Consider the following 21658-nt stretch of genomic DNA (forward strand, 5'->3'; position numbering starts at 1 on the left):
ACAGGATGATCATTGGCGTACCTAAGGAAATCAAGAATCACGAATATCGTGTTGGTATGATCCCAGCTAGCGTGAGAGAACTCATCTCACATGGTCACCAAGTTTTAGTTGAGACCAATGCAGGTGCCGGCATTGGTTTTTCAGACGATGATTACATCGCTGTCGGCGCATCCATTCTCCCTCATGCTGCTGACGTATTTGCGCAAGCAGACATGATTGTAAAAGTAAAAGAACCCCAAGCAGTAGAGAGAGCAATGCTCCGCGAAGGGCAAATTTTATTTACTTATTTACACCTAGCACCAGATTTTCCACAAACTGATGAGCTAATCAAGAGCAAAGCTGTCTGTATAGCCTATGAGACTGTAACAGATAATATGGGTCGTTTGCCACTGTTAGCACCAATGTCAGAAGTGGCAGGTCGGATGTCTATCCAAGCTGGTGCGCAAACGTTGGAAAAATCGCACGGCGGTCGTGGTCTGCTCCTAGGCGGCGTACCTGGTGTTGAACCTGCAAAAGTCGTTATCGTTGGTGGTGGCGTTGTTGGTGCAAACGCTGCTCGTATGGCGGTTGGCCTTCGCGCTGACGTCACTATTCTAGACCGTAACGTAGACACACTTCGTAAGCTTGACGAAGAATTCCAAGGTCGCGCAAAAGTGGTTTATTCTACTGAAGACGCTATCGAGAAGCATGTTCTAGAAGCGGACCTTGTTATCGGTGCCGTTCTAATTCCTGGCGCAGCAGCACCTAAACTGGTCACTAAAGAGCACATTGCTAAGATGAAGCCTGGTGCAGCAGTGGTTGACGTGGCAATTGACCAAGGCGGTTGTTTCGAAACTTCACACGCGACAACTCACGCAGATCCAACTTACATCGTTGATGAAGTGGTTCACTACTGTGTAGCAAATATGCCTGGCGCAGTTGCTCGCACTTCAACATTTGCACTCAACAACGCTACACTTCCATACATCGTGAAGTTAGCAAATAAAGGCTACCGCGAAGCACTTCTAGAAGACAAAGGCTTCCTTGAAGGTCTAAACGTTATTCACGGAAAAGTAACATGTAAAGAAGTAGCAGAAAGCTTTGACTTGGAATACGTTGAACCAACTCAAGCTATTGCTATGTTCAATTAATGACAAAATAAAACATAACTTGTCACGTTTTGTTTACAAAAGCCCACACTGAAGTGGGCTTTTTCATATAGAGCGTTTGGCTATAAAGAATAACTAAATCTTATATGCACAAATTAAAATATTTCTAGGCGTGACCGATTTAGGGCAAAACTCTGACAATCTAACACGGTAACCACATTCTTCAAGATAAAGCACTTTGTCTAATGCGAGCCAAATCTCCAACGGACGTTGAAAAACAAGTTGCACTAAGCTCATTCTCTCCATTTGCCAGAAGCGTTGTTTGCTTAACTTTTCAAAATGAGAGAAATCGATTTCTTGAGGAAGAACAATGCCTTTTTGCTCCGCTGCCCAGCGACAGAACGATTCAAAACCATCACTTAATTGCGACTTACGGATACTCGGCACAGGCTGATACTCTGCCATTCCCAAAGCTTGTCGCGTGATCAAATCAAACCCAAGACGAAACATCATTTCCTGCTGACGATGACGACGCACGCGCTTTCCTCCTGTCACCGTTTGTTGTAATGGGATACGCAGTTCTTGCTTAGACAATGAGAGAGAAGAAGCCCTGCCCGATTCCGACATCGGCTGGTATTGTTCCGACTGAATCAAGTGGTAACAACAAGGTGATATGGTCATCGCAGCAATCCCATTTTCACTGCCGTACTGCATTAGACGAACGTGAAGGTCACCGCATGCATGCAGTGCTACTGCGTGTTGCGTTGGCTTAAACACGGCTTTCGCTTTGCTATCAAATGCGTCGCCTTGAATAAACGTCATCTTCCAATGATGTTCATTGGCTGCTTGTTGCCCCGAATCGCACAGTGCTTGTTGGTATTCAAAGCTGGTTACAGGCTGATCGGTTTGCGTTGTCAGGATTCGCCCCAAGTAACCTTTACCTGAGCACCATTCTAGCCATTCTTCGCCACAGTGTTGTTGAATTGCAGCTTCACCCATCGAGCTAATTTGCTCCAACTTACGTCCCGGAATACCGTTATCTAAACCACGAGCAAGTTCCAAGCCGTTTAACGACAAAAGCTCTAAATGAGTCAGTTCTGCGAGTTGTTCAAGCTCAGGCAAAAACGGACTAAGTGCTTTTAACGCGAGTTCTGGTGCTGCTTTGTATTCTTCGATTTGAGAGGGAGTAAGAGACGCTAGCCATTGGCACAGTCGAGGATGTTGCTCCTGCCAAGGTAATGATGTGTGAATGCTGCTTTTAAAAGGCTCGAATCGCCACAAAGATTGGTTTTCGATTAAGCAGTCATTAATAAATTGAAATTGCGTTTTCATAGCTCCCCCCTACAACGAGCGCATTGTAGAGGGAATCGAAACATCAATGAAGTGTTATCTCACCGGAAGCTCGATGTCTTTAAACATCTCTTCGATTTCTGCATTAGACTTCAACGAAATCGCCTGCTCAACCACTGGACGCGTTAAGTGCGGTGCAAAACGCTCCATAAAATCGAACATGTAAGAGCGTAAGAATGTACCACGGCGGAAGCCGATGCTCGTGGTGCTCGCGCCAAACAAATGGCTCGCATCTATTGCAACCAAGTCACCGTCCTGCTCTTCATCCACAGCCATGCTTGCAATCACACCCACACCAATACCCATACGAACGTAAGTTTTAATGACGTCTGCATCAGTTGCAGTGAACACCACTCGCGGGGTTAAACCTTCGCGGTTGAATGCTGTATCCAGCTCTGAACGGCCAGTAAAACCGAACACGTAAGTGACTAATGGGTAAGCGGCAAGATCACTGATCGTTACTTTGTCTTTCTTCGCTAGTGGGTGGTCTTTAGGCACAACTATTGAACGATTCCAGTGATAACAAGGCAGCATGATGGCATCTTGATATAAGTGAAGCGCTTCTGTCGCAATCGCAAAATTCGCTGTGCCTTTAGCTATCGCCTCAGACATTTGTGACGGTGTACCTTGGTGCATGTGTAACGACACTTTTGGATAACGAGAAGTAAAACCTTTGATGACATCTGGCAGTGCATAACGAGCCTGCGTATGTGTCGTGGTGATATTCAGCGTCCCCATTTCTGGATGGGTGTGCTCTCCAGCCACCGCTTTGATACTTTCTACACGAGCGAGAATTTCTTGAGAGATACGTACAATTTCTTCACCAGCTGGCGTCACTTGCGTTAAGTGCTTACCGCTACGTTCAAAAATCTGAATGCCTAACTCATCTTCCAGCAACCGAACCTGTTTACTGATACCTGGCTGAGAGGTATATAAGCTTTCCGCCGTTGCAGATACATTCAGATTATGGTTTACAACCTCAACAATATACTTCAGCTGCTGCAGTTTCATCGTAATCCCTTACTTATTCATGAGAGAGTTTATTGGCCACTCAAGCGAGCGATATAATAATTAGTTATAACGCGTTCAAATCGAAATGAACAGCAATTTCTAACTTATACCTCAATCACATACTAATAATCTTCAAGCAAGAAACAATATGCACAAAGTTGAGCCAATAAATGACCGAAGTTCTATGATGTGACTTCTATCAGTAACTAAAACGTGGGAGAGACAAAATAATCAAACAAATAAGGTGCCGAGTAAGATAAGATTCATGTATTCTTTAACGCTAGCCGCAGAAAAGTAAAGCAGACGCAAAGATATGAATATTGGTTTAATAATCGCTTTGGTAGCCATCCTACTGGTGTTAATCCTAGGCTATAACATTATGTTGCAATATAAGGTTAAAGTTGAAACCGCAAAAAGGCAGGAATCAGCGCGATATGTAGCCTTGATAGATGGTACTGAAGAGTTGATTGGTCATGCGCACCATATCCCTTTTAGTAAAGAGCTGTTGCTGTGTCTAAACAATCGTATTCTTGACGCGCTAGAGAGCATGCATGAGCTGGACCCGAAGAACAAGCAACTTGCTCAACGTATCGAAAATATGAAGCAGCAGATTACGCAGCTAAAAGAGAATGGTCCTACTGGCGAGAGTACCACTTTCAAGATGCCGAGTAGTGATAAACAAGCTATCGTCATGCTTAAGCTGGTTAAACGACTTCGCGACACTATCCGTAACGAGCACAACAAAGGCCGATTGGATACCCAGACTTACGTCACCGAAAATGCGCGCTTGGAAACGATGCAAATTCGCATCAACATTGAAAATGTCATCAAAAGAGCAAACGACTCTATCGCTCGTGGCCAACCAGGCACCGCGCTTCAACTGCTGCGTAAAGGTATCGATGCTTTGAGCACTAAGAGCGATCCTTATTCTATTCAAGCGAAACAAAAGCTTGAAGAGATGTTAGGTGACTTAGATAAAAAGCGCCAAGATAAAAGCGATGCCGAAATGCAGCAGATTGCTGACAAAGAGCGTGACAATGACATGGAAGCTCTCTTCGGCGAGAAGAAAAAGTGGTAACATTCACTTCAGGTCAAAAAAGGCTGCAATTGCAGCCTTTTTTCTATCCGCAAGACAACGGATATGCCCAATAAAAATGTGAAGTACTAAAACTAAAATGATGAATCTAGACGCCTATCAAGATCTTCTTGCTCCCATTAACCAATTTCTGCGATGCAGTACACCTGATGAATGGGTAGAGGAAGCAAAGAAACCAGAGAACCTTCAAACCATTTTGTTAGACCACCTACTGTGCGAACTAAAAGCTGGCCAATCTGCCATGTTTTTAATTCGTAAGTATGCCGTTGACCAATCCAGTTCACATGCTCTACTTGACTGGTTTAAGCCCTACGAAGATTTTGCTTACCGTAACGTAGGCTCATTGGAAACTTTAAAAGGCAAGAGCAATATTTCTAAGTCAATCATGGCTAAGTCCGACTCACCATACAGCCAAGATTTGATCGATAAGATGGTGCTTTTGATAAAAGAGGAGTTACACCACTTTTATCAAGTTTTAGAGATCATGGAAAGTCGTGGAATTGAGTACAAAAATATTCCAGCAAGTCGTTATGCTAAAGGACTGATTTCGCATATGAAGACTCATGAGCCGGAAACGCTGATCGATAAACTCATCATTGGTGCGTACATCGAAGCCCGATCTTGTGAGCGTTTTGCCAAACTAGCACCACATATGGATGACGATATCGCAAAGTTCTACATTTCTTTATTACGTTCAGAAGCACGCCATTACCAGGATTATCTTGTATTAGCGGAGCAAATCGCAGGCAAAGATATCAGCGAGCGCATCGCCTACTTTGGACGTATAGAGGCAGATTTAATTTCTACGCCAGATACAGATTTTAAGTTTCACAGTGGTATTCCAGCCTAGCGAGCATATTCTCCCAAGGTTGAGCATACTCTGAACTTATATAGACAGAGAATAAATAAGCCGGACATTTCGTCCGGCTTATTTATTGTAGCAATGAGGTTAGGAATAAAGCTGAAACACAACAACTAGAGCTGGAATGAACCCATTCGAGTTTTCAAGTTGTGCGCTAGGCTACTAATCTGCTGACAAGCCACAGCCGTTTGTGAAGCTCCCTCAGCCATCTCTGTTGAAGCACTATTAATATGCTCCACGCTGCGATTCAGCTCTTCGGATACAGAATTCTGCTCACTGCACGCCGTTGCGATTTGTGTGCTCATTTGCGCTATGTTATCGACAGAATGTTCAATTTCTTTTATCTGGCTATCAGCATCATTAACTTGCTCAACACACTGAGAAATACCCTCCTGACAATCACGGCTTGAATGCCCTATTTTACTGCTGCTTTCTTGTAGTTGATTAACAATTTCCACAATTTGTGAAGTGGAGTCTTGAGTGCGTTGCGCCAGAGAACGAACCTCATCTGCCACAACAGCAAACCCACGTCCTTGTTCACCAGCCCGAGCGGCTTCAATTGCGGCGTTCAGTGCTAACAAGTTTGTTTGCTCGGCAATCCCGCGGATCACATCTACGACCACATTGATATTGTTTGAGCTCGATTCAAGCTCACGTGCCAGTTCATCTGATTCTTGGATCGTATGTGATACACGCTCAATTACTGCGATAGTTTGTTGTAACGTCACCGTTCCTTGCTTTGCCACTTCCGCAGCCGAATAAGCAGAGGTTGCGCCAACTTCGGTATTTTGTGCCACTTCACTTACAGCAGCTTGCATTTCTGTCATCGCAGAAGCCACCGAGCTAAGTTCAATTTGTTGATTTTGCATACCAGAAGCGGTCTGAGAAGAAATAGCACTCACTTCCTCTACTGCTGCCGTTAGCTGAATCGTTGAGTCATTAATCTCAGAAACCAACGAATGTAAGTTTGTTTGCATACCGACAAGCTCTTTGAGCAGCGTTCCTAACTCGTCTTTGCTCAATTCACTTTCGTCGATTTGATTATTCAATTGACCCTTGGCGATTTTAGAAGCGAATTCCAATGCTCGATCAACAGGCCCGCAAATGACTCGAGAAAGCAACATGGCAGACATTACCATGACCAATGCGACGACGAGCGCACCAACAGCAGCGCTGTATTGTGTAAATGCCGCTTCACTTTGTACTTCTTCACCAATCAAATTCACCAACTCATCGTTCAACGCGAGGGTATCATCCAAGCTGCTCAACGCTTTTGAGTAGGTATCGAAACTCGATAAAATCACATCATTTGCACTTTCAGCATCACCTTGGCTTAGCAGTGCGTTGTAAGTCTTCGTTTCTTTGATGTATTGATTCCAAGTTTCTTTAAAAACGCTAAAAGACTGCGTTTCACGCTTATTAAGGTCGAGCTTTTCGTATTCTGCAATACCAGCCTGCACATCAGAACGCCATTGGTCGAGGCCTTTTAACCACTCACCAATTTTGGGGTGATTTGCGTTTGGCAATAAAGAGAACTCATCTTTACGCACTTTAGTAATATCAACTTGGATACCTTTCAAAATCGCAACAGAAGGTAAACTTTTATCTGTTAACACTGAGATGTCTTTATTCAGTGTTAACAAACCTTGCACCAACATTACTGACACTAAACCAAACACGGCAAAAACGGTTAAATAACTAACCGATATTTTCTTTACGACACTTAAGTCTTTAATACGCATGCACTTTCTCCCCGCAGCCTTTCCAAACCTCTCACTTAAGTGAAAGCTTAACCTCTAAAACACACTGTTTTTTGCGCTCGATATCATTGAACGCTCTTATATACATCGGCCTGAGAGATCAAATCTTGACCAGTAATTGATAGTTTTGTCACATGCTATTTTAGAGATAGGCTCGTATGCTCCTTATTGTGTCTACATCTTTTCATGAGCGCTTCTCGGCGCAGATCCAAGATCTCATCGATGAGCTTTTCTTTCGCGTTTATCCCAAAATGCTGGGCATAATTTTTTACTTTTGCTATCTCATTAGGCTGCAAGCGGTACACCTCTTTCTTTAAACGCGCTTCTGCTTCACTTCTAATCAGACCTTGCTCTTGTAACAATTTAATGATGGTTTCATCGGTTGGATTTACTGCTCTAGCCATGGTGCTCCATCTATCAATTTGAGTTCTAGCCATATGGCTAGATGAATGACGCCGCACAACTTATAGAGCAAAGATGACAGCTTGATTGCAGTGAATGCAATTCGTTGACTGTTGGTATTATTTTCCACCGCTTCAACGGCAACACACTCAATACCTCCACCCTCACCATTGAATAAAGATCACATTCTGATAACAATTTTCAGCACTGACTTAGATGTCATCCATATTTAACGTGCAAGTAACATTTATAAACAAGAATGATTACTCTAGTTCAAATGATGGAAAAATAAGATGAAATTTTCGCAGTGGAGCCTTTTATTAAGTAGCTTGATAGCGTTACCCAGCATTGCAGATACCGACGTTTACCTAACGAATAACTCTGATCAACCGTTAACTATTCAAGTAAAACATGAAGGTAGTGATTTGCTTCAATACGGAGACGAGTGGCAACAACATGTGCAGGTACTTGGTCCGTGGGAAACTAAATCTGTATTAAGCTTCAACCGCTGGGAGGGCGTGAAATCAAATCAAACTTACCGTTTTGAAACTGTGGTTTCTAGCCCCGAAGGTGAAAGCATAACACTCAATCAAATAATGGAAGGCCATTGGTACAATTCGACCATTGAATACGGCTTGTCCGCAGCCGATGTCGAGTTATCTCTCAAAGATGATCGTAACATTCATCGTGCCAACACTAACGCTTTTGGTACGAGAGAAACCGAACTGGCATTTAAGTCAGACAGTACCGCTCGATATGATGATCTTTACTACACCATCACGCCAAGCAAGGTAGCGGAGTCTGTCGACAACGAAGAACAAAACCTTAAGTTGATGACTTATAACATCTGGGCGTTGACGGCTATTGCATCGCACATTGGAGATCGTTACGAACTGATTCCTCAACATGTAAAAGGTTACGATGTTTTGGCGCTGCAAGAGGTGTTTGCCAGCGGTCGTGAAGCATTCTTACGTGAGTTAGCCAAGGAATATCCTTACCAAACAAAGATGTTAGATAAAGAAGGCGTTAATATTCATGATGGTGGCGTAATCATAGTTAGTCGCTACCCTATCGTGAACGAAGCGCAATATGTCTTTCCCGATTGCTCTGGTACAGACTGCTTTGCCGATAAAGGCGTAAATTATGCGGAAATAATTAAAGGTGGTCAGGCTTACCATGTGTTTGCTACCCATACCGCATCTTTCGATACAGACACCGCCCGTGAGTATCGTCAGCGCCAGTTCAAACAAATCCGCACACTCGCCCAATCTCTTAACATTCCTTCGAGCGAAACTGTGGTATACAGCGGCGACTTTAACGTAAACAAAAGAAAGTTCCCTGGTGACTACCAACAAATGATCGCTAACTTAAGCGCCATAGAGCCTCAGTACTCTGGTTACACGGAGTCAACCTTTGATCCCCGTATCAATAACTTTGCAGGTGAAGCGTTATCAGGTGGCGAAAACGTGGAATACCTTGACTATGTTATGGTGAGTAGTGAATACGGGGTGAAATCATTCAATGACAACCGTGTAGACGTGCCGCGCACAACCGCAGAGAGTTTATGGAAACACTACAACCTTTCTGACCATTTCCCAGTAAGCGCAACAATCAAGCCATGAAGAAAATCGCTTTGATAATCATGTCCGCCATTATGGCGGGCATGATATTTTTAACTTTCAATCACGATGTTCAAAAAAAAGAGCTCGCTTCCTCTCCTTCCCCTAAGACAAAAAATCAGAGTGTCTCCAGTACCTCACCACAAACAAGCAGCATCGTGCCCGATACGGATACTTCACCACAAACAACTAAGCTCCCTTCCACAGTTCAAATAACGACTGAGCGATTAACTCAACTCAAAGGCAGGAAACTTGTCGCCCAACTTGAGACGTTTTGGCAAGAGTGTATGTTGAACCGTAGTTGTGAAGAGCAGGTCGCCTTGTTTGAGGCGCATTTATCTTCAGCTCGATTCCAGCTTTTGGCGAACTACCCTCAGCTCAGCAGCCAATGGCAAGAGAGTGTAGGAAATTTGTTATTTGATGAGCAACAATCACTGGCGTCGCGTGTTGCACAGCTGAAGAACGAAGCAAGAAGCATCTGGGGGGAATTGGCTGATGTTGTTTTTGCGGATGAGTTCGCGCTGTACGATTTCAACTTAGAAGCCCAAAAGCTGGACACTCAAAGCCCAGATAACTTTTTGCGATCTTTCGAGCAACTCACCATTGACTGGCAAGAACATGCAGATGCTATCGGGCTAACAAGCAACCAGGAAAAATATGAGCGTGCGGTCACCCTGATTCCTAATAGCATGAGCCTACCAGATCGCTTGGCGCTCATCGCAGAGCTAGAACGAACTTACTTAACGAAAGAAGAAAGTAAAAACATTCATGCTCGTCAGCAGCAAATTACAGAGCAAAAAAAACAAGTCAAAGATTACCAACAAGCATTACAGCAACTTGAGTCCAAACTAAGAACGCAAAGAGCCTCTAGCCATTCACATTTGTCAGAACCGGAATGGCAAAGCTATTACCAACAAGAAGTCGCGGATTTTCGTCGTGAATTTTTTTCTTCTTAACAATGCGCTTTGACTGACTGGGAACTTAAAAAGGCACGTTGCTAACCAGCCGTCGTGCCTTATGTTCAACTCTCTACTTTTAATTCAGAACAAATTTAAACCAAATACATCTTTCACATCAAATAGCACTTTTTCGGTTTTCTCGCGAGAACGCTCACTACCTTGTTTTAAAATATCAATCAGCTGCGCTTTATCATTCAAATACATAGCGCGCTTTTCTCGAATAGGGCGAAGCATCTCTTGTAAGCATTCTTCTAACACTTTCTTGGTCAAACCATCACCTAATCCACCTCGTCGATAATGGTCTTTTAGCTGTTCGACATAATTTTTATCAGGATGAAAAGCATCGAGGTAGATGAATACAATATTCCCTTCGACTTGGCCAGGGTCCTCAATTTTCAGATGATTGGCATCGGTATACATAGATTTCACTGCCGCGGAAGTCTCCTTTTCGGAGGCGCCTAAGTTGATTGCGTTCCCCATGCTTTTAGACATCTTATTTTTACCGTCAGTACTCGGCAAACGAGGTGCATCGCTAAGTAATGGACGGCATTCTCTAAGAACCTCTTTTCCACCCAGATGGTTTATTTTTCTCACGATTTCATTAGTTTGCTCTAACATCGGCAGTTGGTCATCACCCACTGGTACTAGCGTCGCATGAAACCCCGTAATATCAGCAGCTTGAGAAATTGGATACGTTAAAAAGCCTGCGGGAATAGAGCGTTCAAAGCCTTTACTTTGAATCTCATTTTTAACCGTGGGGTTTCGCTCTAATCGTGCGATAGAAACAAGATTACTGTAATACATTGTCAACTCGGCTAACGCTGGAATTAGAGACTGCAACGTGATCGTAGTTTGAGCGGGGTTGATACCAACAGCCAAATAATCTGCAACGACATTGAGAATATTAGAGGATACCTTTGATGGATTATGCGCGTTATCCGTCAACCCTTGCATGTCCGCGACCAAGATCGTTTGCTCGTGCTCCGTTTGCAATTTGACTCGTTGTTGCAATGAACCAATATAGTGCCCTAGGTGTAATGGACCTGTTGCTCGATCTCCGGTAAGTATAATTTCACGCTGAGATGTATTTTTATGGCTATTCATATTTGTCTCCAAGTATTTAATAGATCGCTACTGGAGATAAAAAGATCAAACACTCTTAGCTACCATCCAGCAGCTTAAGAATGTAAGTATTCCGCGCCGCTCTATTTAGAGCGCCACCAAGAGAAGGTTGTTAATGAAGGGCGAACGTGTATTTTCATGTTTTTTAAACTAACAGCACACACCGCAGAACTCAATCTGTTTTGTACTGAATTAGTGTGAGTGTTCCAACAGCCAATTAAGAGGATTACATTGGTAAAGACATTGCAATGACCAAAACCGCACCAAATACCGAACCAGAGACAAACGCACACAGTACAGTTTTGTTGTGTTTCCTTTTCATTGATGAACTCCTATCCATAACTACGATGACCAGCCCTCACATCTAATACGCATGTGGATGCATCACGACAACGAGTTAACCAACATATCGCACGTAGGACCAGTACCGCTTTGTTAAATTGGGACCTCGTCCATAACTTGGAGTGTAAATGACTCCGGAACCTACAACAGAAGAAAATTTCATCACGTTACTGTCCTACCCTCCGGGTTTGTGGCTTAATAGGCAACAGGAACACTTTTTTCTTTTGCTGCGGATACTTACATGGAAGCTGTTTTACATCAGTTGCAATTCTCTTTGTCGATAACCGGACCTATCTGTTTGATGTTGGTACTTGGCGTTCTTTTTAAGCGCTTTGGTCTAATCAACGATAATTTTATCGAAGTAGGCTCTAAACTGGTGTTTCAAGTTACCTTGCCTGCAATGTTATTTGTCAGCATTGTGGCTTCAGAACACGACTTTTCCGCGGCAAGTGGATTCGTCAATTTCGGCGTCATCGCTAGTATTTCGTTTTTCATTTTCACCTATCTTTCCGTCAAACTTCTATTCAAAGCATCGCCTGATCAAGGCGTTCTCATCCAAGGTGGGTTCCGAGCAAATACAGGTATTATTGGCATCGCTTACGTTGCCAATGCGTATGGTTCTCAAGGTGTGGCGTTAGCGGCTCTCTATGTCGCGGTCACCACATTTATTTATAACGTCCAAGCGGTAATTTGCTTATCGCCCAAGGGGGCAACGTCTGCCTCGCAAGCAGCAAAGATGATGGGCCGAACACTGACTAGGAATCCGCTCATAATCTCCATTGTTCTAGGAATGGCTTTTTATTTACTCGCTATTCCAGTACCGAATGTGGTTATTGACGCAGGAGACTACTTGTCCAAAATGACATTGCCTTTGGCGCTGTTGTGTACGGGTGGCTCACTTGACTTTAGCTTGATGAGAAAAGAGAAAGGTCCATCTTGGTTTGCGAGCAGTTACAAGCTCATCGTAGCGCCAGTCATCATCACCATGGGAGCTTACTTAGTAGGGTTTCGAGGAATTGAGCTAGGTATTCTTTTCTTTATGAACGCCTCTCCAGTCGCTGCTGCCAGCTATGTCATGGCGCGTTCCATGGGAGGCAATGCCACGTTAGCTGCAAATATCATCGCACTCACTACGGTGCTTTCTACCGTGACCTGTACGTTGGGCATCCTATTTCTTAAGTTCTACAGCTTAATATAATTGGTCCGCGATAAAATAAAAACGCTAAACGGCATTGATGTCAGTTACTGGTCGTGATTCGCAAAAGTGAGCTTTCTTACCAGACGAAAAAATTCACTCGCTTCAGATTCCGACAAACAAGAAAAAAACTCTTTCTGTAAATTCGTCATGATTTGATGAACTTGCTTTAAAGCATTTGCTCCCTCTTTTGTCATGCTTAGCATTTTAAGGCGCTGATTCGATTTACTTTTAGAAACTTGAACAAACCCTCTCTTTTCCAGATTGTCCACCATCCGCTTTGCTACACTTCGCTCAGTTCGAACCGCATCAGCCAACGCTTGCTGGCTCATAGGTTGAAATTCTTCTAAAGCGGCCAGTGCACTTGCCATTTCTAGTGTCATCAAATTTTGCCGAGACAGCTCGGCTTGGGCACGATTGCGGTACATGCGCTGCATCACACCGCAGACAAACATAGGGCTTTGATCCAAAACGGAAATTGGGGAAATTTTCTGATCTTTCATCGTCGTTTTTCTTCTTTAGGCTTTCATTCGGCCGAAAAGGCTGTGCTGATACTGCACACAACACGCCGTCTTTCAGGCTCGCGTCATAGACGGTAACCACCAAGTGAAAACATAAAATAAAGAGCGCCGAAGCGCCCTTTAATCGTGTTTATTATCACTAGTATAACTCAGTTAAAACAACCAAGTCCTACTCGCTTTGCTGAGTGGGTTTAGTGCTGGTCTCAGACAACTCTGCCTCCGACTCTTTTCTCGCACGTCGATCAAACAATCGCTCAACCACTACAAAGAAGATTGGGACGAAGAATATACCCAATATCGTGGCACTGATCATGCCACCAAGTACGCCGGTACCTACTGCGTTTTGACCTGCCGATCCCACACCTGAACTGATAGCAAGTGGTACCACACCCAAACCAAAAGCAAGCGATGTCATGATAATTGGGCGCAGACGAACGCGAACAGCATGTAAGGTTGCTTCGATAAGCCCAGCGCCTTTCTCATAGTAGTCCTTTGCAAACTCAACAATCAGAATGGCGTTTTTGGTTGCCAAGCCGACCGTAGTTAATAAGCTCACCTGGAAGAACACATCGTTATCCATACTGCGCGTCATTACCGCAAGCACAGCACCAAGCACACCAAGAGGAACAACTAACACCACGGCGAAAGGTACTGACCAACTTTCATACAAAGCGGCAAGAACTAAGAATACGACGAGGATAGATAGCGCATATAGCATCGGCGCTTGGTTTCCGGAAAGGCGCTCTTCATACGAAATACCATTCCAGTTCACCGTGAAACCTTCTGGTAGCTTTTCTACCATTGCTTCAATTTCTTCCATGGCTTCACCAGTACTTACACCAGGAGCTGCACCGCCTTGAATATTCATTGCTGGCAAACCATCAAAGCGCTGCAAAAGAGGAGAACCATATGTCCACTCGCCACTCGCAAAAGCAGAGAAAGGCACCATCTCTCCCTTAGCGTTGCGTACGTACCATGAATCGAAGTCTTTTGGCTGCATGCGGTATTCCGCATCACTTTGCACCATCACTTTCTTCACACGACCGCGGTCAATATAATCGTTAATGTAAGCCCCGCCCCATGCAGCTGACAGGATTTGGTTTACGTCATTGATACTGACATCCAAAGCACGAAGTTTGACGTGGTCAATGTTCACTTTGTACATTGGCGCATCTGCCTGACCGTTTGGACGAACACCGACAAGTTTCGGGTTTTGTGCTGCCATGCCCAGAAGTTGCCCTTGAGCCGCAACTAATGCATCGTGCCCTTTATTCAACGAGTCTTGGAGATAGAAATCGAAACCCGTCGAGTTACCTAGCTCTTGAATCGCTGGAGGGGCGAACGCAAACACCAAAGCTTCTTTAATGGTAGAGAAGTACCCCATCGCTCGGCCCGTAATGGAAGCCGCATCAGCGCCAGGCGCTTCACGCTCAGACCAATCTTTCAGACCGATAAATGCCATCCCCATGTTTTGGCCTTGACCTGCGAAACTAAATCCAGCAACGGAGAAGACGGATTTTACATTGTCTTTTTCGTCTACTAGGTAAAAGTCACGCATTTTCTCAAGTGTTTTTTCCGTCTGTTCTTGTGTTGAGTTAGGCGGCAAAATAGCCATTGAGAATACTGTGCCTTGGTCTTCATCTGGCAAAAATGACGTTGGAAGGTTCATAAATAACCAGCCAGCACCTGCACTCATTGCCAAAAATACAACCAACATGCGACCTGTGCGTTTTAGAAGTTTGGCAACGCCGGTTTCATAGCCTACTGTCATCGCATCAAACTTGCGGTTAAACCAGCCAAAGAAGCCTTTCTTCTCTAGAAGCTCAGCATCGCCTTTTTTCAGCAACGTAGCACACAATGCCGGAGTCAGAATTATCGCAACCAAAACGGAAAGCGTCATAGCCGCCACAATAGTTATCGAAAACTGACGGTAAATAACCCCGGTAGAACCAGACATAAACGCCATAGGGACGAATACCGCTGAAAGCGTCAAACCGACACCAATCAGGGCACCAGTAATCTGTCCCATCGATTTTTTGGTCGCTTCTTTGGGCTCTAAACCATCTTCATGCATCACACGCTCGACGTTTTCTACCACAACGATGGCATCATCCACCAGCAAACCGATAGCCAGAACCATCGCGAACATGGTTAACGTGTTTACACTAAATCCAGTCGCGTACAAAATAGCGAAGGTTCCGAGCAATACGACAGGCACTGCGATCGTTGGAATGATCGTCGCACGGAAGTTCTGCAAGAACAGGTACATGATTAAGAACACAAGAAGAATGGCTTCTAATAGCGTTTTAACCACTTCTTGAATCGAGGCTTTGACGAATGGCGTTGTTTCAAATGGGTAAGCAATCTGCAACCCTTCTGGGAACGTTGCACTCAGTTGTTCTAAGCGCTCTTTTACCGCATTGGCTGTCTCAAGCGCGTTTGCGCCAGTACCTAATGAAATACCTAACCCCGATGCTGGGAAGCCATTATATTGGCCTCGAATATCATAACTTTCTGCACCACGCTCAACGCGAGCTACATCTTTCAAATAAACATTCGAACCACTGGCGTCGGACTTAAGAATGATGTCTTGGAACTCTTCTACACTGCTCAAACGACTTGCAGAAGAAATCGTAGCATTCAACAACTGACCCTCCTGCGCAGGTGCCGCACCAAGTTGACCTGAAGAAACTTGCGCGTTCTGTTCACTGATTGCATTTGCTACGTCGATCGCGGTCAAGTTGAACTGCGTAAGCTTAAATGGATCCAGCCAAACTCGCATCGCATACTGCGCACCAAACGCCTGCACTTGTCCGACACCAGTTACACGACTTATCGGGTCTTGAATATTCGTTACAACAAAGTCGCCGATATCGTTTTCTGTAAAGTCTGGATCTTCAGAATAAACTGCGACAACCATGAGAAATGCCGTATTGGATTTATTTACGACAATACCTTGGTTTTGTACCTCCATCGGCAATGAAGTCAATGCCAATTGCAGTTTGTTCTGCACCTGTACTTGCGCGATATCAGGATCAGCTTCGCTATCAAACGTCAGGGTAATTGTCGCATTACCAAATGCATCACTGCTCGATGATAGGTAGCGAAGGTAATCTAATCCTGTCATGTTTTGCTCGATAACCTGCGTTACCGAGTCTTCAACGGTTTTTGCTGATGCACCTGGATAGCGAGCACTGATGGTGATCGTCGTCGGTGAAATCGTTGGGTATTGCGAGACGGGTAAATTGAATAATGACATTACCCCCGCCAACATCGTTAGAATCGCGAGAACCCAAGCAAATACCGGACGATCGATAAAAAATCGTGCCATGATTACTCCTGTTCACCGTTTTGGATAGTTACCGAACTGCCTGGCCCTACCTTTTGTAAACCGGCGGTAATGACTTTATCACCCGCGTTCAAACCATCAATAATGCGCCATTGGCTATTGATCGCTTCGGCAGTCTTCACTGGTTTCGCTTCCACTTTGTTCTCGCCATTAACCGTCATCACTGTCGCTTTACCTGTCGCATCACGAGATACCGTATTTTGTGGTATTAGAATCGCATCTGGGTCGACACCAGTAATGACCGTCGCACGAACAAACATTCCAGGTAGCAACAAACCGTCAGGGTTTGGGAATTCGGCACGAAGCGTCACGCTGCCCGTACTTTCGTTCACATTGACCTCAGTAAATTTCATTGTGCCTTTGTGTTCGTAAGTGCTGCCATCTTCAAGCATCAATGTAACTTGCGCAGAGTCATCTTCTTGCATATGGCCTTGGGAGAGTGATGCTTTCAAACGCAGCAGTTGCGCGGATGATTGCACAATATCAACATTGATAGGGTCAAGCTGCTGAATGGTCGCTAATTTGGCAGCTTGGTTAGCCGTAACCAACGCACCCGCTGTCACACTCGATTTACCGATCACCCCGCTAATCGGAGCTTTGACTTGCGTATAATCTAAGTTGATTTTTGCTGTGTTGATCTTGGCTTTTGCGACTAGGACCTGCGCTTTCGCTTCTTTGTATGCCGCTTCTGCTTCATCCAAGTCTTGTTGGCTGATGGATTTTTTGGTGATCAAGGTTCTGTAACGCTTCACCGTGGCATAGGTCGACTCTGCCGCAGCTTGCGCACGGATTAATTCCGCTTCAGCGCTCAGCAAATCCGCCTGAAATGATGAATCATCAATTTGATATAGCGACTGTCCTTGTTCAACAAGGCCACCTTCAACAAAATTTCGCTCCGAAATAATGCCAGTGACTTGCGGACGAACTTCTGCTTCTTTGAATGCTCTGCTACGACCCGGCAGCTCTACTGTCAATGCTTGGCGCGTTGGCTGCACTGTTAACACTTCTACTTCGGTTGCGGGCGCAGGACCACCACCTTGGCTCGATCCTTCTTCGCTAGGTTGACATCCAACCACAAAAAGGCTCGACGCAATCAGCAGAGATAGCGTGGTTTTACGTCTCATGAATTTTTCTCTCTTATCTACCGACAAGCCTTCAAGATTCCTTATTAAAAGCTTCTAGAATGACTTAATAATGACTAACGGATGTATATCCAGAACAAATTAATTAGGATGATAAATACCCAGTGTTGTACATACAACAAAATTTACAGTTCTATACGCTTACGAAAAACGTTTATGGTAAAGGTGTTATGAAGTTCTCAAATTTGAAGATTTTGGGTTGGAAATCACATTTTCCCGTGTGCAATTGCAATGGTTAAAAAGCAGCAAAAGTGATGATAAAAGCATCATCACGCTGTACAGAGTTTGTGACCGCTGTCTAGGGTTATTTGCCCACTCTGGTATACGAACTAAAGTGAGAAAGGAACGTAAATATAGTCGAAATTTCACAAGTCAGGTTCGCCACTTATCTAAAAAATAACCCGCTAAGAAGCGGGTTATTTCGTCAGTGAGATTGCTGTTCTCAAGCTTATACTTTGAACTGACTGACCTGATGATCTAAACGTTGAGTTTGCTCTGACAACATGGCTAAAGAAGCTTGCGCTTGGTTTACGATTTCCACAATTGAAGTGCTACTGTCTGCAATGCCTTGTACGTTGCTATTTACTTCGTCACTTACTGTACTTTGCTGGCTCGCAGCCGTTGCAATGTGTGTATTCATCTCGTTCATACGTGAAATCGCGTTCAAGATTTCAGAAAGGGATTCACTCGCTCGGCCAGCGGACTTGATCGTTTCATCACTGCTATTTTGGCTACCGCGCATCACTTCTACAGCTTGTCCTGCACCTGATTGTAGCTTTTCAATCATGGTTTGGATTTCTCCCGTACTCTGTTGCGTACGACTGGCTAAAGAACGAACCTCGTCCGCTACCACAGCAAAGCCTCGCCCTTGCTCTCCAGCGCGAGCCGCTTCAATGGCTGCGTTAAGCGCTAATAAGTTTGTTTGTTCGGCAATACCACGAATTACATCCAGTACGGACGCAATGTTACTCACATCATGATCCAATGTGTTAATGACGTGACTTGCGCTTTCGATTTCATGCGAATTGAGCTAACCGTTTGATCCAAAATAACATTGGTATTGGTAAGTTCATCATTCGCTGTTTGGCTCGCAACCGCAGCTTCGTTAGCGCTATCGCTTACATTTCTGCTGGTGACTTGCATTTCATGCACTGCCGCCGCTACCGCCTCGCTATCATTTTGCTGAGAAACGGTCGAGTTCGCGATGGTCGTCGTCAACGAGCTAAGATTTGCCATTTCGTTACGTAAGGTATTTGAGCTTTCAATTACCTGAGCGACTGTCATTTGAATTTTGGACACAAACTGGTTAAATGCGTCTGCTAAATTGCCAATTTCGTCTTGTGTTTTTACATCGATTCGCTGACTTAGATCACCTTCACCGGACGCAATTTCTGTCATCGCATTTTTAATATCATTGATAGGCTTCACAACCGTTTGTAACAACAAAAAAGCCATCGCGATAGCGGCAAAAATAACAATCACAATGCCAGCCTCAAGAATGAGTTCTGCTCTTGTTGCAGCCGCTGATATTTCGTCCTTCAATTGGTTTTGCTTTTCTTCTATTGCATCTTTTACAACGTTAAGCTGCGCTCTAACCTCGATAAATTGGTCTTCAAAGGTATGTTTGTGCTCATTATAGTAACCACGCCATTGAGATTGAGGTAAACGTAGCATCACCTCATAACTTGCTAACCATTTTTCACCCAAAGAGACAAGCGTTCGAACTTCATTACCATGTGTAGAAGGCGTCACACCGGCTTGCGATAGCTCAATCATTTGTTCCATACGCGGCAGCGCTTTGTATGCGTTGTCTTTGTATTCACCGATGTGGTGATCAATATCGGTTTGAGTATCAGAAAGAGCAACACCTTGGATTGCAGATGTAGCTTGGTAAAGATCGCGGTAAGCATCCTCAATCGTTAATAAGTTCGGCACGATCTGTTCGTTGAGTGTCTCACTCAATTCAGATTGCTTCCAACTTGTCATAACGTTTAATACAGAGCTCACAATAAACAATCCAATAATCAATGACAGCGGAATCACTATCTTCTGCTTGATCGTTAAGTTCTGGAACATGAATAGACTCTCTTTATTTATGGTATACAAACTGCCGGAAATTATATCAAACAAATAGAGTATACTATTAGGTAAAAGAGGCTATTCAACATGAAATCTAATGACTTTTTGACAAGGGTTCTAATTTCAACAATTAGTTGATTTTATACAAAATTTAACAAAGAGATCTTTTCAAAAGATGCAAATTAAAATGCTCTTTCAAAACGAAAAATATGTAACAGAAAGTGAATTAAAAGGGACCACATTTTGAAGAATAGATCGACTCAATGATTTACTGAGAACACATACAAAACACAGTTCTTGGATTGAGCACCACCGCGGAATATGCAAAAGTCCGAACATTTCTTCTAAAGCTCAAAAAAACCATTGTTTATCTGACGTATTTAAGGGTAATCCTTGATGATGTTAGTCGTGATGTTGGCAGACAGGGTGCTTACAAGTTTTCGAAGTAACCTGTAGCACAGTGAACGATTCAGATTTTCTTGAGCGCCAAGGCAATAAAAAAGTTTGCTATTTTCCTCTCAAGAGACGCATTCAAGAAAATAATGCAACCTAGTCACAAAGTTTTGCTACATCTTCAGAAAAGAATGATGTTGCTAAACAAATCTGGTGCAGCATACACATTGAAGCTAAACTCGTTTAAGGAACTTTTTCATATCAATATGAGAAAACATAGATTTCTCAAAGTTACACCGACCATTCAACGATTAAACTAATGTTAGCGTACCGGTACGTCCAAAAACTCCATGCATGAACCATTTGAAAGAGCCAAAATGTTCCAACCCAACTTCGCCTCAGTGGAGTGGCGAGTCGTTTCGCTCACTCTCCTACTCTCACTTCCTCACACTGCTCAAGCGGATCCACTAGATAAGGAAATTAGCAACCTTCTCCAACAACGTTTTTCTATCGCGGTTTTGCTGTCCGACACTGACGCAATTGCGTTTGGTATTGGCGACTTTGATCCGAATGCATTATTTGATACCGCCAACCCAGAGTTCGGGACTGACGAGTCAATCAATGAACGTCGAAGCAAATCCGTATATGTTCTCCCTTACACGACTAACTTTGACATAGAGGGCAGCGAGGACTTACATGAGCTGTCGTTTAAGGCATTTACGATACAAACAGAGAATGATCTCAAACTATTCGGCACAAGTAAGGATCTTCTCAAGGAAAGGACATACGGTGCATCGATTGGTTATGGGTATCTATACAAAGCAAGTGAAAACGTCACCCTTAGCACCAGAACGACGACTCACCTTATGCGTTATAAAAACTCATTCTCTACCGATAATAAACTTTCATCCATCATTGGAAGAATCCTAGACGGCCGTGCCGTTAACGTTTCAGCATGGGCGGCAATAGTTCAACCATCCATTAAAGCCAAATACACGTCTCCCACAAGTTGGGGGAAATGGCATGCCAGTTCGACATTGAATTCATTCATTGGGCACAGCTGGGGAAGCGCAAATAACGGCAATATAGGCAACCCTAAAGGTTGGTACCTATCTAATGAAATCACCGGTTACTACAATATTTATCACGGTGAGCAAGCTTTATTTACCGGGATTAAAAGAGTCGACCTTTCGCATGATTTAAGCGATGAACTGGGAAGTCCGCATTACTACGAAGCTTCTATAGGATGGCTATTTTATGCACCAAAGCCCTTTGATTGGTTGGACAATTTCGGCATAGGCGTTAACTTCAACTACGGCTCGACTCTCAGAGGTGGCAGCATTCAACTTTACTACAACAAACAATAAC

The 21658-nt window shown here is 43.9% G+C and carries 15 protein-coding genes and 1 pseudogene; 7 read left to right on the forward strand and 9 right to left on the reverse strand.

Annotated elements, in window-relative coordinates; translation table 11 throughout:
• Positions 1-5 precede the first annotated feature (5 nt).
• Positions 6-1130 (forward strand): alanine dehydrogenase, encoded by a 1125-nt coding sequence (gene ald / locus L3V37_RS06050; protein WP_005378241.1) that lies wholly within the window; start codon positions 6-8, stop codon positions 1128-1130.
• 93 nt (positions 1131-1223) lie between these two features.
• Here ald and L3V37_RS06055 read toward each other — a convergent pair whose 3' ends face one another.
• Positions 1224-2420, reverse strand: a complete 1197-nt coding sequence (locus L3V37_RS06055) for a methyltransferase (protein WP_237305999.1) — start codon at positions 2418-2420, stop codon at positions 1224-1226.
• A 54-nt stretch (positions 2421-2474) separates the two neighbouring features.
• Positions 2475-3449: an HTH-type transcriptional regulator CysB gene (gene cysB / locus L3V37_RS06060; RefSeq protein ID WP_005388967.1), complete on the reverse strand. Its 975-nt coding sequence runs from the start codon at positions 3447-3449 to the stop codon at positions 2475-2477.
• 313 nt (positions 3450-3762) lie between these two features.
• On the opposite strand from cysB, the gene L3V37_RS06065 reads away from it, so the two are divergent.
• Together L3V37_RS06065 and L3V37_RS06070 are read left to right on the forward strand one after the other, a co-directional pair.
• A complete protein-coding gene (locus L3V37_RS06065) occupies positions 3763-4527 on the forward strand; it encodes a hypothetical protein (protein WP_005378247.1) in 765 nt (254 codons plus the stop codon).
• A 97-nt stretch (positions 4528-4624) separates the two neighbouring features.
• Positions 4625-5395: a tRNA isopentenyl-2-thiomethyl-A-37 hydroxylase MiaE gene (locus L3V37_RS06070; RefSeq protein WP_017634952.1), complete on the forward strand. Its 771-nt coding sequence runs from the start codon at positions 4625-4627 to the stop codon at positions 5393-5395.
• A 125-nt stretch (positions 5396-5520) separates the two neighbouring features.
• Here L3V37_RS06070 and L3V37_RS06075 read toward each other — a convergent pair whose 3' ends face one another.
• Entirely contained in the window at positions 5521-7149 is a 1629-nt protein-coding gene (locus L3V37_RS06075; RefSeq protein ID WP_021033818.1) for a methyl-accepting chemotaxis protein, read from the reverse strand.
• A 155-nt stretch (positions 7150-7304) separates the two neighbouring features.
• A complete protein-coding gene (locus tag L3V37_RS06080) occupies positions 7305-7571 on the reverse strand; it encodes a hypothetical protein (RefSeq protein ID WP_025766895.1) in 267 nt (88 codons plus the stop codon).
• Positions 7572-7862: 291 nt separating this feature from the next.
• On the opposite strand from L3V37_RS06080, the gene L3V37_RS06085 reads away from it, so the two are divergent.
• Positions 7863-9191: a sphingomyelin phosphodiesterase gene (locus tag L3V37_RS06085; protein ID WP_237306000.1), complete on the forward strand. Its 1329-nt coding sequence runs from the start codon at positions 7863-7865 to the stop codon at positions 9189-9191.
• On the forward strand, positions 9188-10144 hold the full coding sequence (locus L3V37_RS06090; RefSeq protein ID WP_237306001.1) for an ATP-dependent dsDNA exonuclease: 957 nt from the start codon (positions 9188-9190) through the stop codon (positions 10142-10144). The genes L3V37_RS06085 and L3V37_RS06090 overlap by 4 nt, the downstream gene beginning before the upstream one ends.
• Positions 10145-10228: 84 nt before the next feature.
• On the opposite strand, the gene trpS is transcribed toward L3V37_RS06090, so the two are convergent.
• Positions 10229-11251 (reverse strand): tryptophan--tRNA ligase, encoded by a 1023-nt coding sequence (trpS, locus tag L3V37_RS06095; protein ID WP_237306002.1) that lies wholly within the window; start codon positions 11249-11251, stop codon positions 10229-10231.
• Between the two features lie 601 nt (positions 11252-11852).
• Here trpS and L3V37_RS06100 point away from each other — a divergent pair.
• Positions 11853-12809, forward strand: coding sequence for an AEC family transporter (locus tag L3V37_RS06100; protein WP_025766898.1), 957 nt, complete (start codon positions 11853-11855; stop codon positions 12807-12809).
• A gap of 44 nt (positions 12810-12853) precedes the next feature.
• Here L3V37_RS06100 and L3V37_RS06105 read toward each other — a convergent pair whose 3' ends face one another.
• From L3V37_RS06105 to L3V37_RS06120, 4 genes and pseudogenes are all read right to left on the reverse strand, one after another.
• On the reverse strand, positions 12854-13309 hold the full coding sequence (locus L3V37_RS06105; RefSeq protein WP_017635039.1) for a MarR family winged helix-turn-helix transcriptional regulator: 456 nt from the start codon (positions 13307-13309) through the stop codon (positions 12854-12856).
• Positions 13310-13496: 187 nt separating this feature from the next.
• Positions 13497-16658: an efflux RND transporter permease subunit gene (locus L3V37_RS06110; RefSeq protein ID WP_237306003.1), complete on the reverse strand. Its 3162-nt coding sequence runs from the start codon at positions 16656-16658 to the stop codon at positions 13497-13499.
• A 2-nt stretch (positions 16659-16660) separates the two neighbouring features.
• On the reverse strand, positions 16661-17800 hold the full coding sequence (locus L3V37_RS06115) for an efflux RND transporter periplasmic adaptor subunit (protein WP_042522092.1): 1140 nt from the start codon (positions 17798-17800) through the stop codon (positions 16661-16663).
• A gap of 466 nt (positions 17801-18266) precedes the next feature.
• A pseudogene (locus L3V37_RS06120) lies at positions 18267-19894 on the reverse strand (methyl-accepting chemotaxis protein).
• Between the two features lie 773 nt (positions 19895-20667).
• Here L3V37_RS06120 and L3V37_RS06125 point away from each other — a divergent pair.
• Positions 20668-21657 carry a Solitary outer membrane autotransporter beta-barrel domain gene (locus L3V37_RS06125; protein ID WP_172563326.1) on the forward strand — a complete coding sequence of 330 codons (990 nt, stop codon included), beginning with the start codon at positions 20668-20670 and terminating at the stop codon, positions 21655-21657.
• The last annotated feature ends 1 nt before the right edge of the window (position 21658 follow it).

The sequence above is a fragment of the Vibrio sp. D54 genome (genome assembly GCF_021728075.1).
GTDB classification, from domain to species: Bacteria; Pseudomonadota; Gammaproteobacteria; order Enterobacterales; family Vibrionaceae; genus Vibrio; species Vibrio alginolyticus.

Bases quoted from the DNA above. Each gene is read 5' to 3' on its own strand.
- ald (WP_005378241.1), top strand. From the start codon at position 6: ATGATCATTGGCGTACCTAAGGAAATCAAGAATCACGAATATCGTGTT.
- L3V37_RS06055 (WP_237305999.1), bottom strand. From the start codon at position 2,420: ATGAAAACGCAATTTCAATTTATTAATGACTGCTTAATCGAAAACCAA.
- cysB (WP_005388967.1), bottom strand. From the start codon at position 3,449: ATGAAACTGCAGCAGCTGAAGTATATTGTTGAGGTTGTAAACCATAAT.
- L3V37_RS06065 (WP_005378247.1), top strand. From the start codon at position 3,763: ATGAATATTGGTTTAATAATCGCTTTGGTAGCCATCCTACTGGTGTTA.
- L3V37_RS06070 (WP_017634952.1), top strand. From the start codon at position 4,625: ATGATGAATCTAGACGCCTATCAAGATCTTCTTGCTCCCATTAACCAA.
- L3V37_RS06075 (WP_021033818.1), bottom strand. From the start codon at position 7,149: ATGCGTATTAAAGACTTAAGTGTCGTAAAGAAAATATCGGTTAGTTAT.
- L3V37_RS06080 (WP_025766895.1), bottom strand. From the start codon at position 7,571: ATGGCTAGAGCAGTAAATCCAACCGATGAAACCATCATTAAATTGTTA.
- L3V37_RS06085 (WP_237306000.1), top strand. From the start codon at position 7,863: ATGAAATTTTCGCAGTGGAGCCTTTTATTAAGTAGCTTGATAGCGTTA.
- L3V37_RS06090 (WP_237306001.1), top strand. From the start codon at position 9,188: ATGAAGAAAATCGCTTTGATAATCATGTCCGCCATTATGGCGGGCATG.
- trpS (WP_237306002.1), bottom strand. From the start codon at position 11,251: ATGAATAGCCATAAAAATACATCTCAGCGTGAAATTATACTTACCGGA.
- L3V37_RS06100 (WP_025766898.1), top strand. From the start codon at position 11,853: ATGGAAGCTGTTTTACATCAGTTGCAATTCTCTTTGTCGATAACCGGA.
- L3V37_RS06105 (WP_017635039.1), bottom strand. From the start codon at position 13,309: ATGAAAGATCAGAAAATTTCCCCAATTTCCGTTTTGGATCAAAGCCCT.
- L3V37_RS06110 (WP_237306003.1), bottom strand. From the start codon at position 16,658: ATGGCACGATTTTTTATCGATCGTCCGGTATTTGCTTGGGTTCTCGCG.
- L3V37_RS06115 (WP_042522092.1), bottom strand. From the start codon at position 17,800: ATGAGACGTAAAACCACGCTATCTCTGCTGATTGCGTCGAGCCTTTTT.
- L3V37_RS06125 (WP_172563326.1), top strand. From the start codon at position 20,668: ATGTTCCAACCCAACTTCGCCTCAGTGGAGTGGCGAGTCGTTTCGCTC.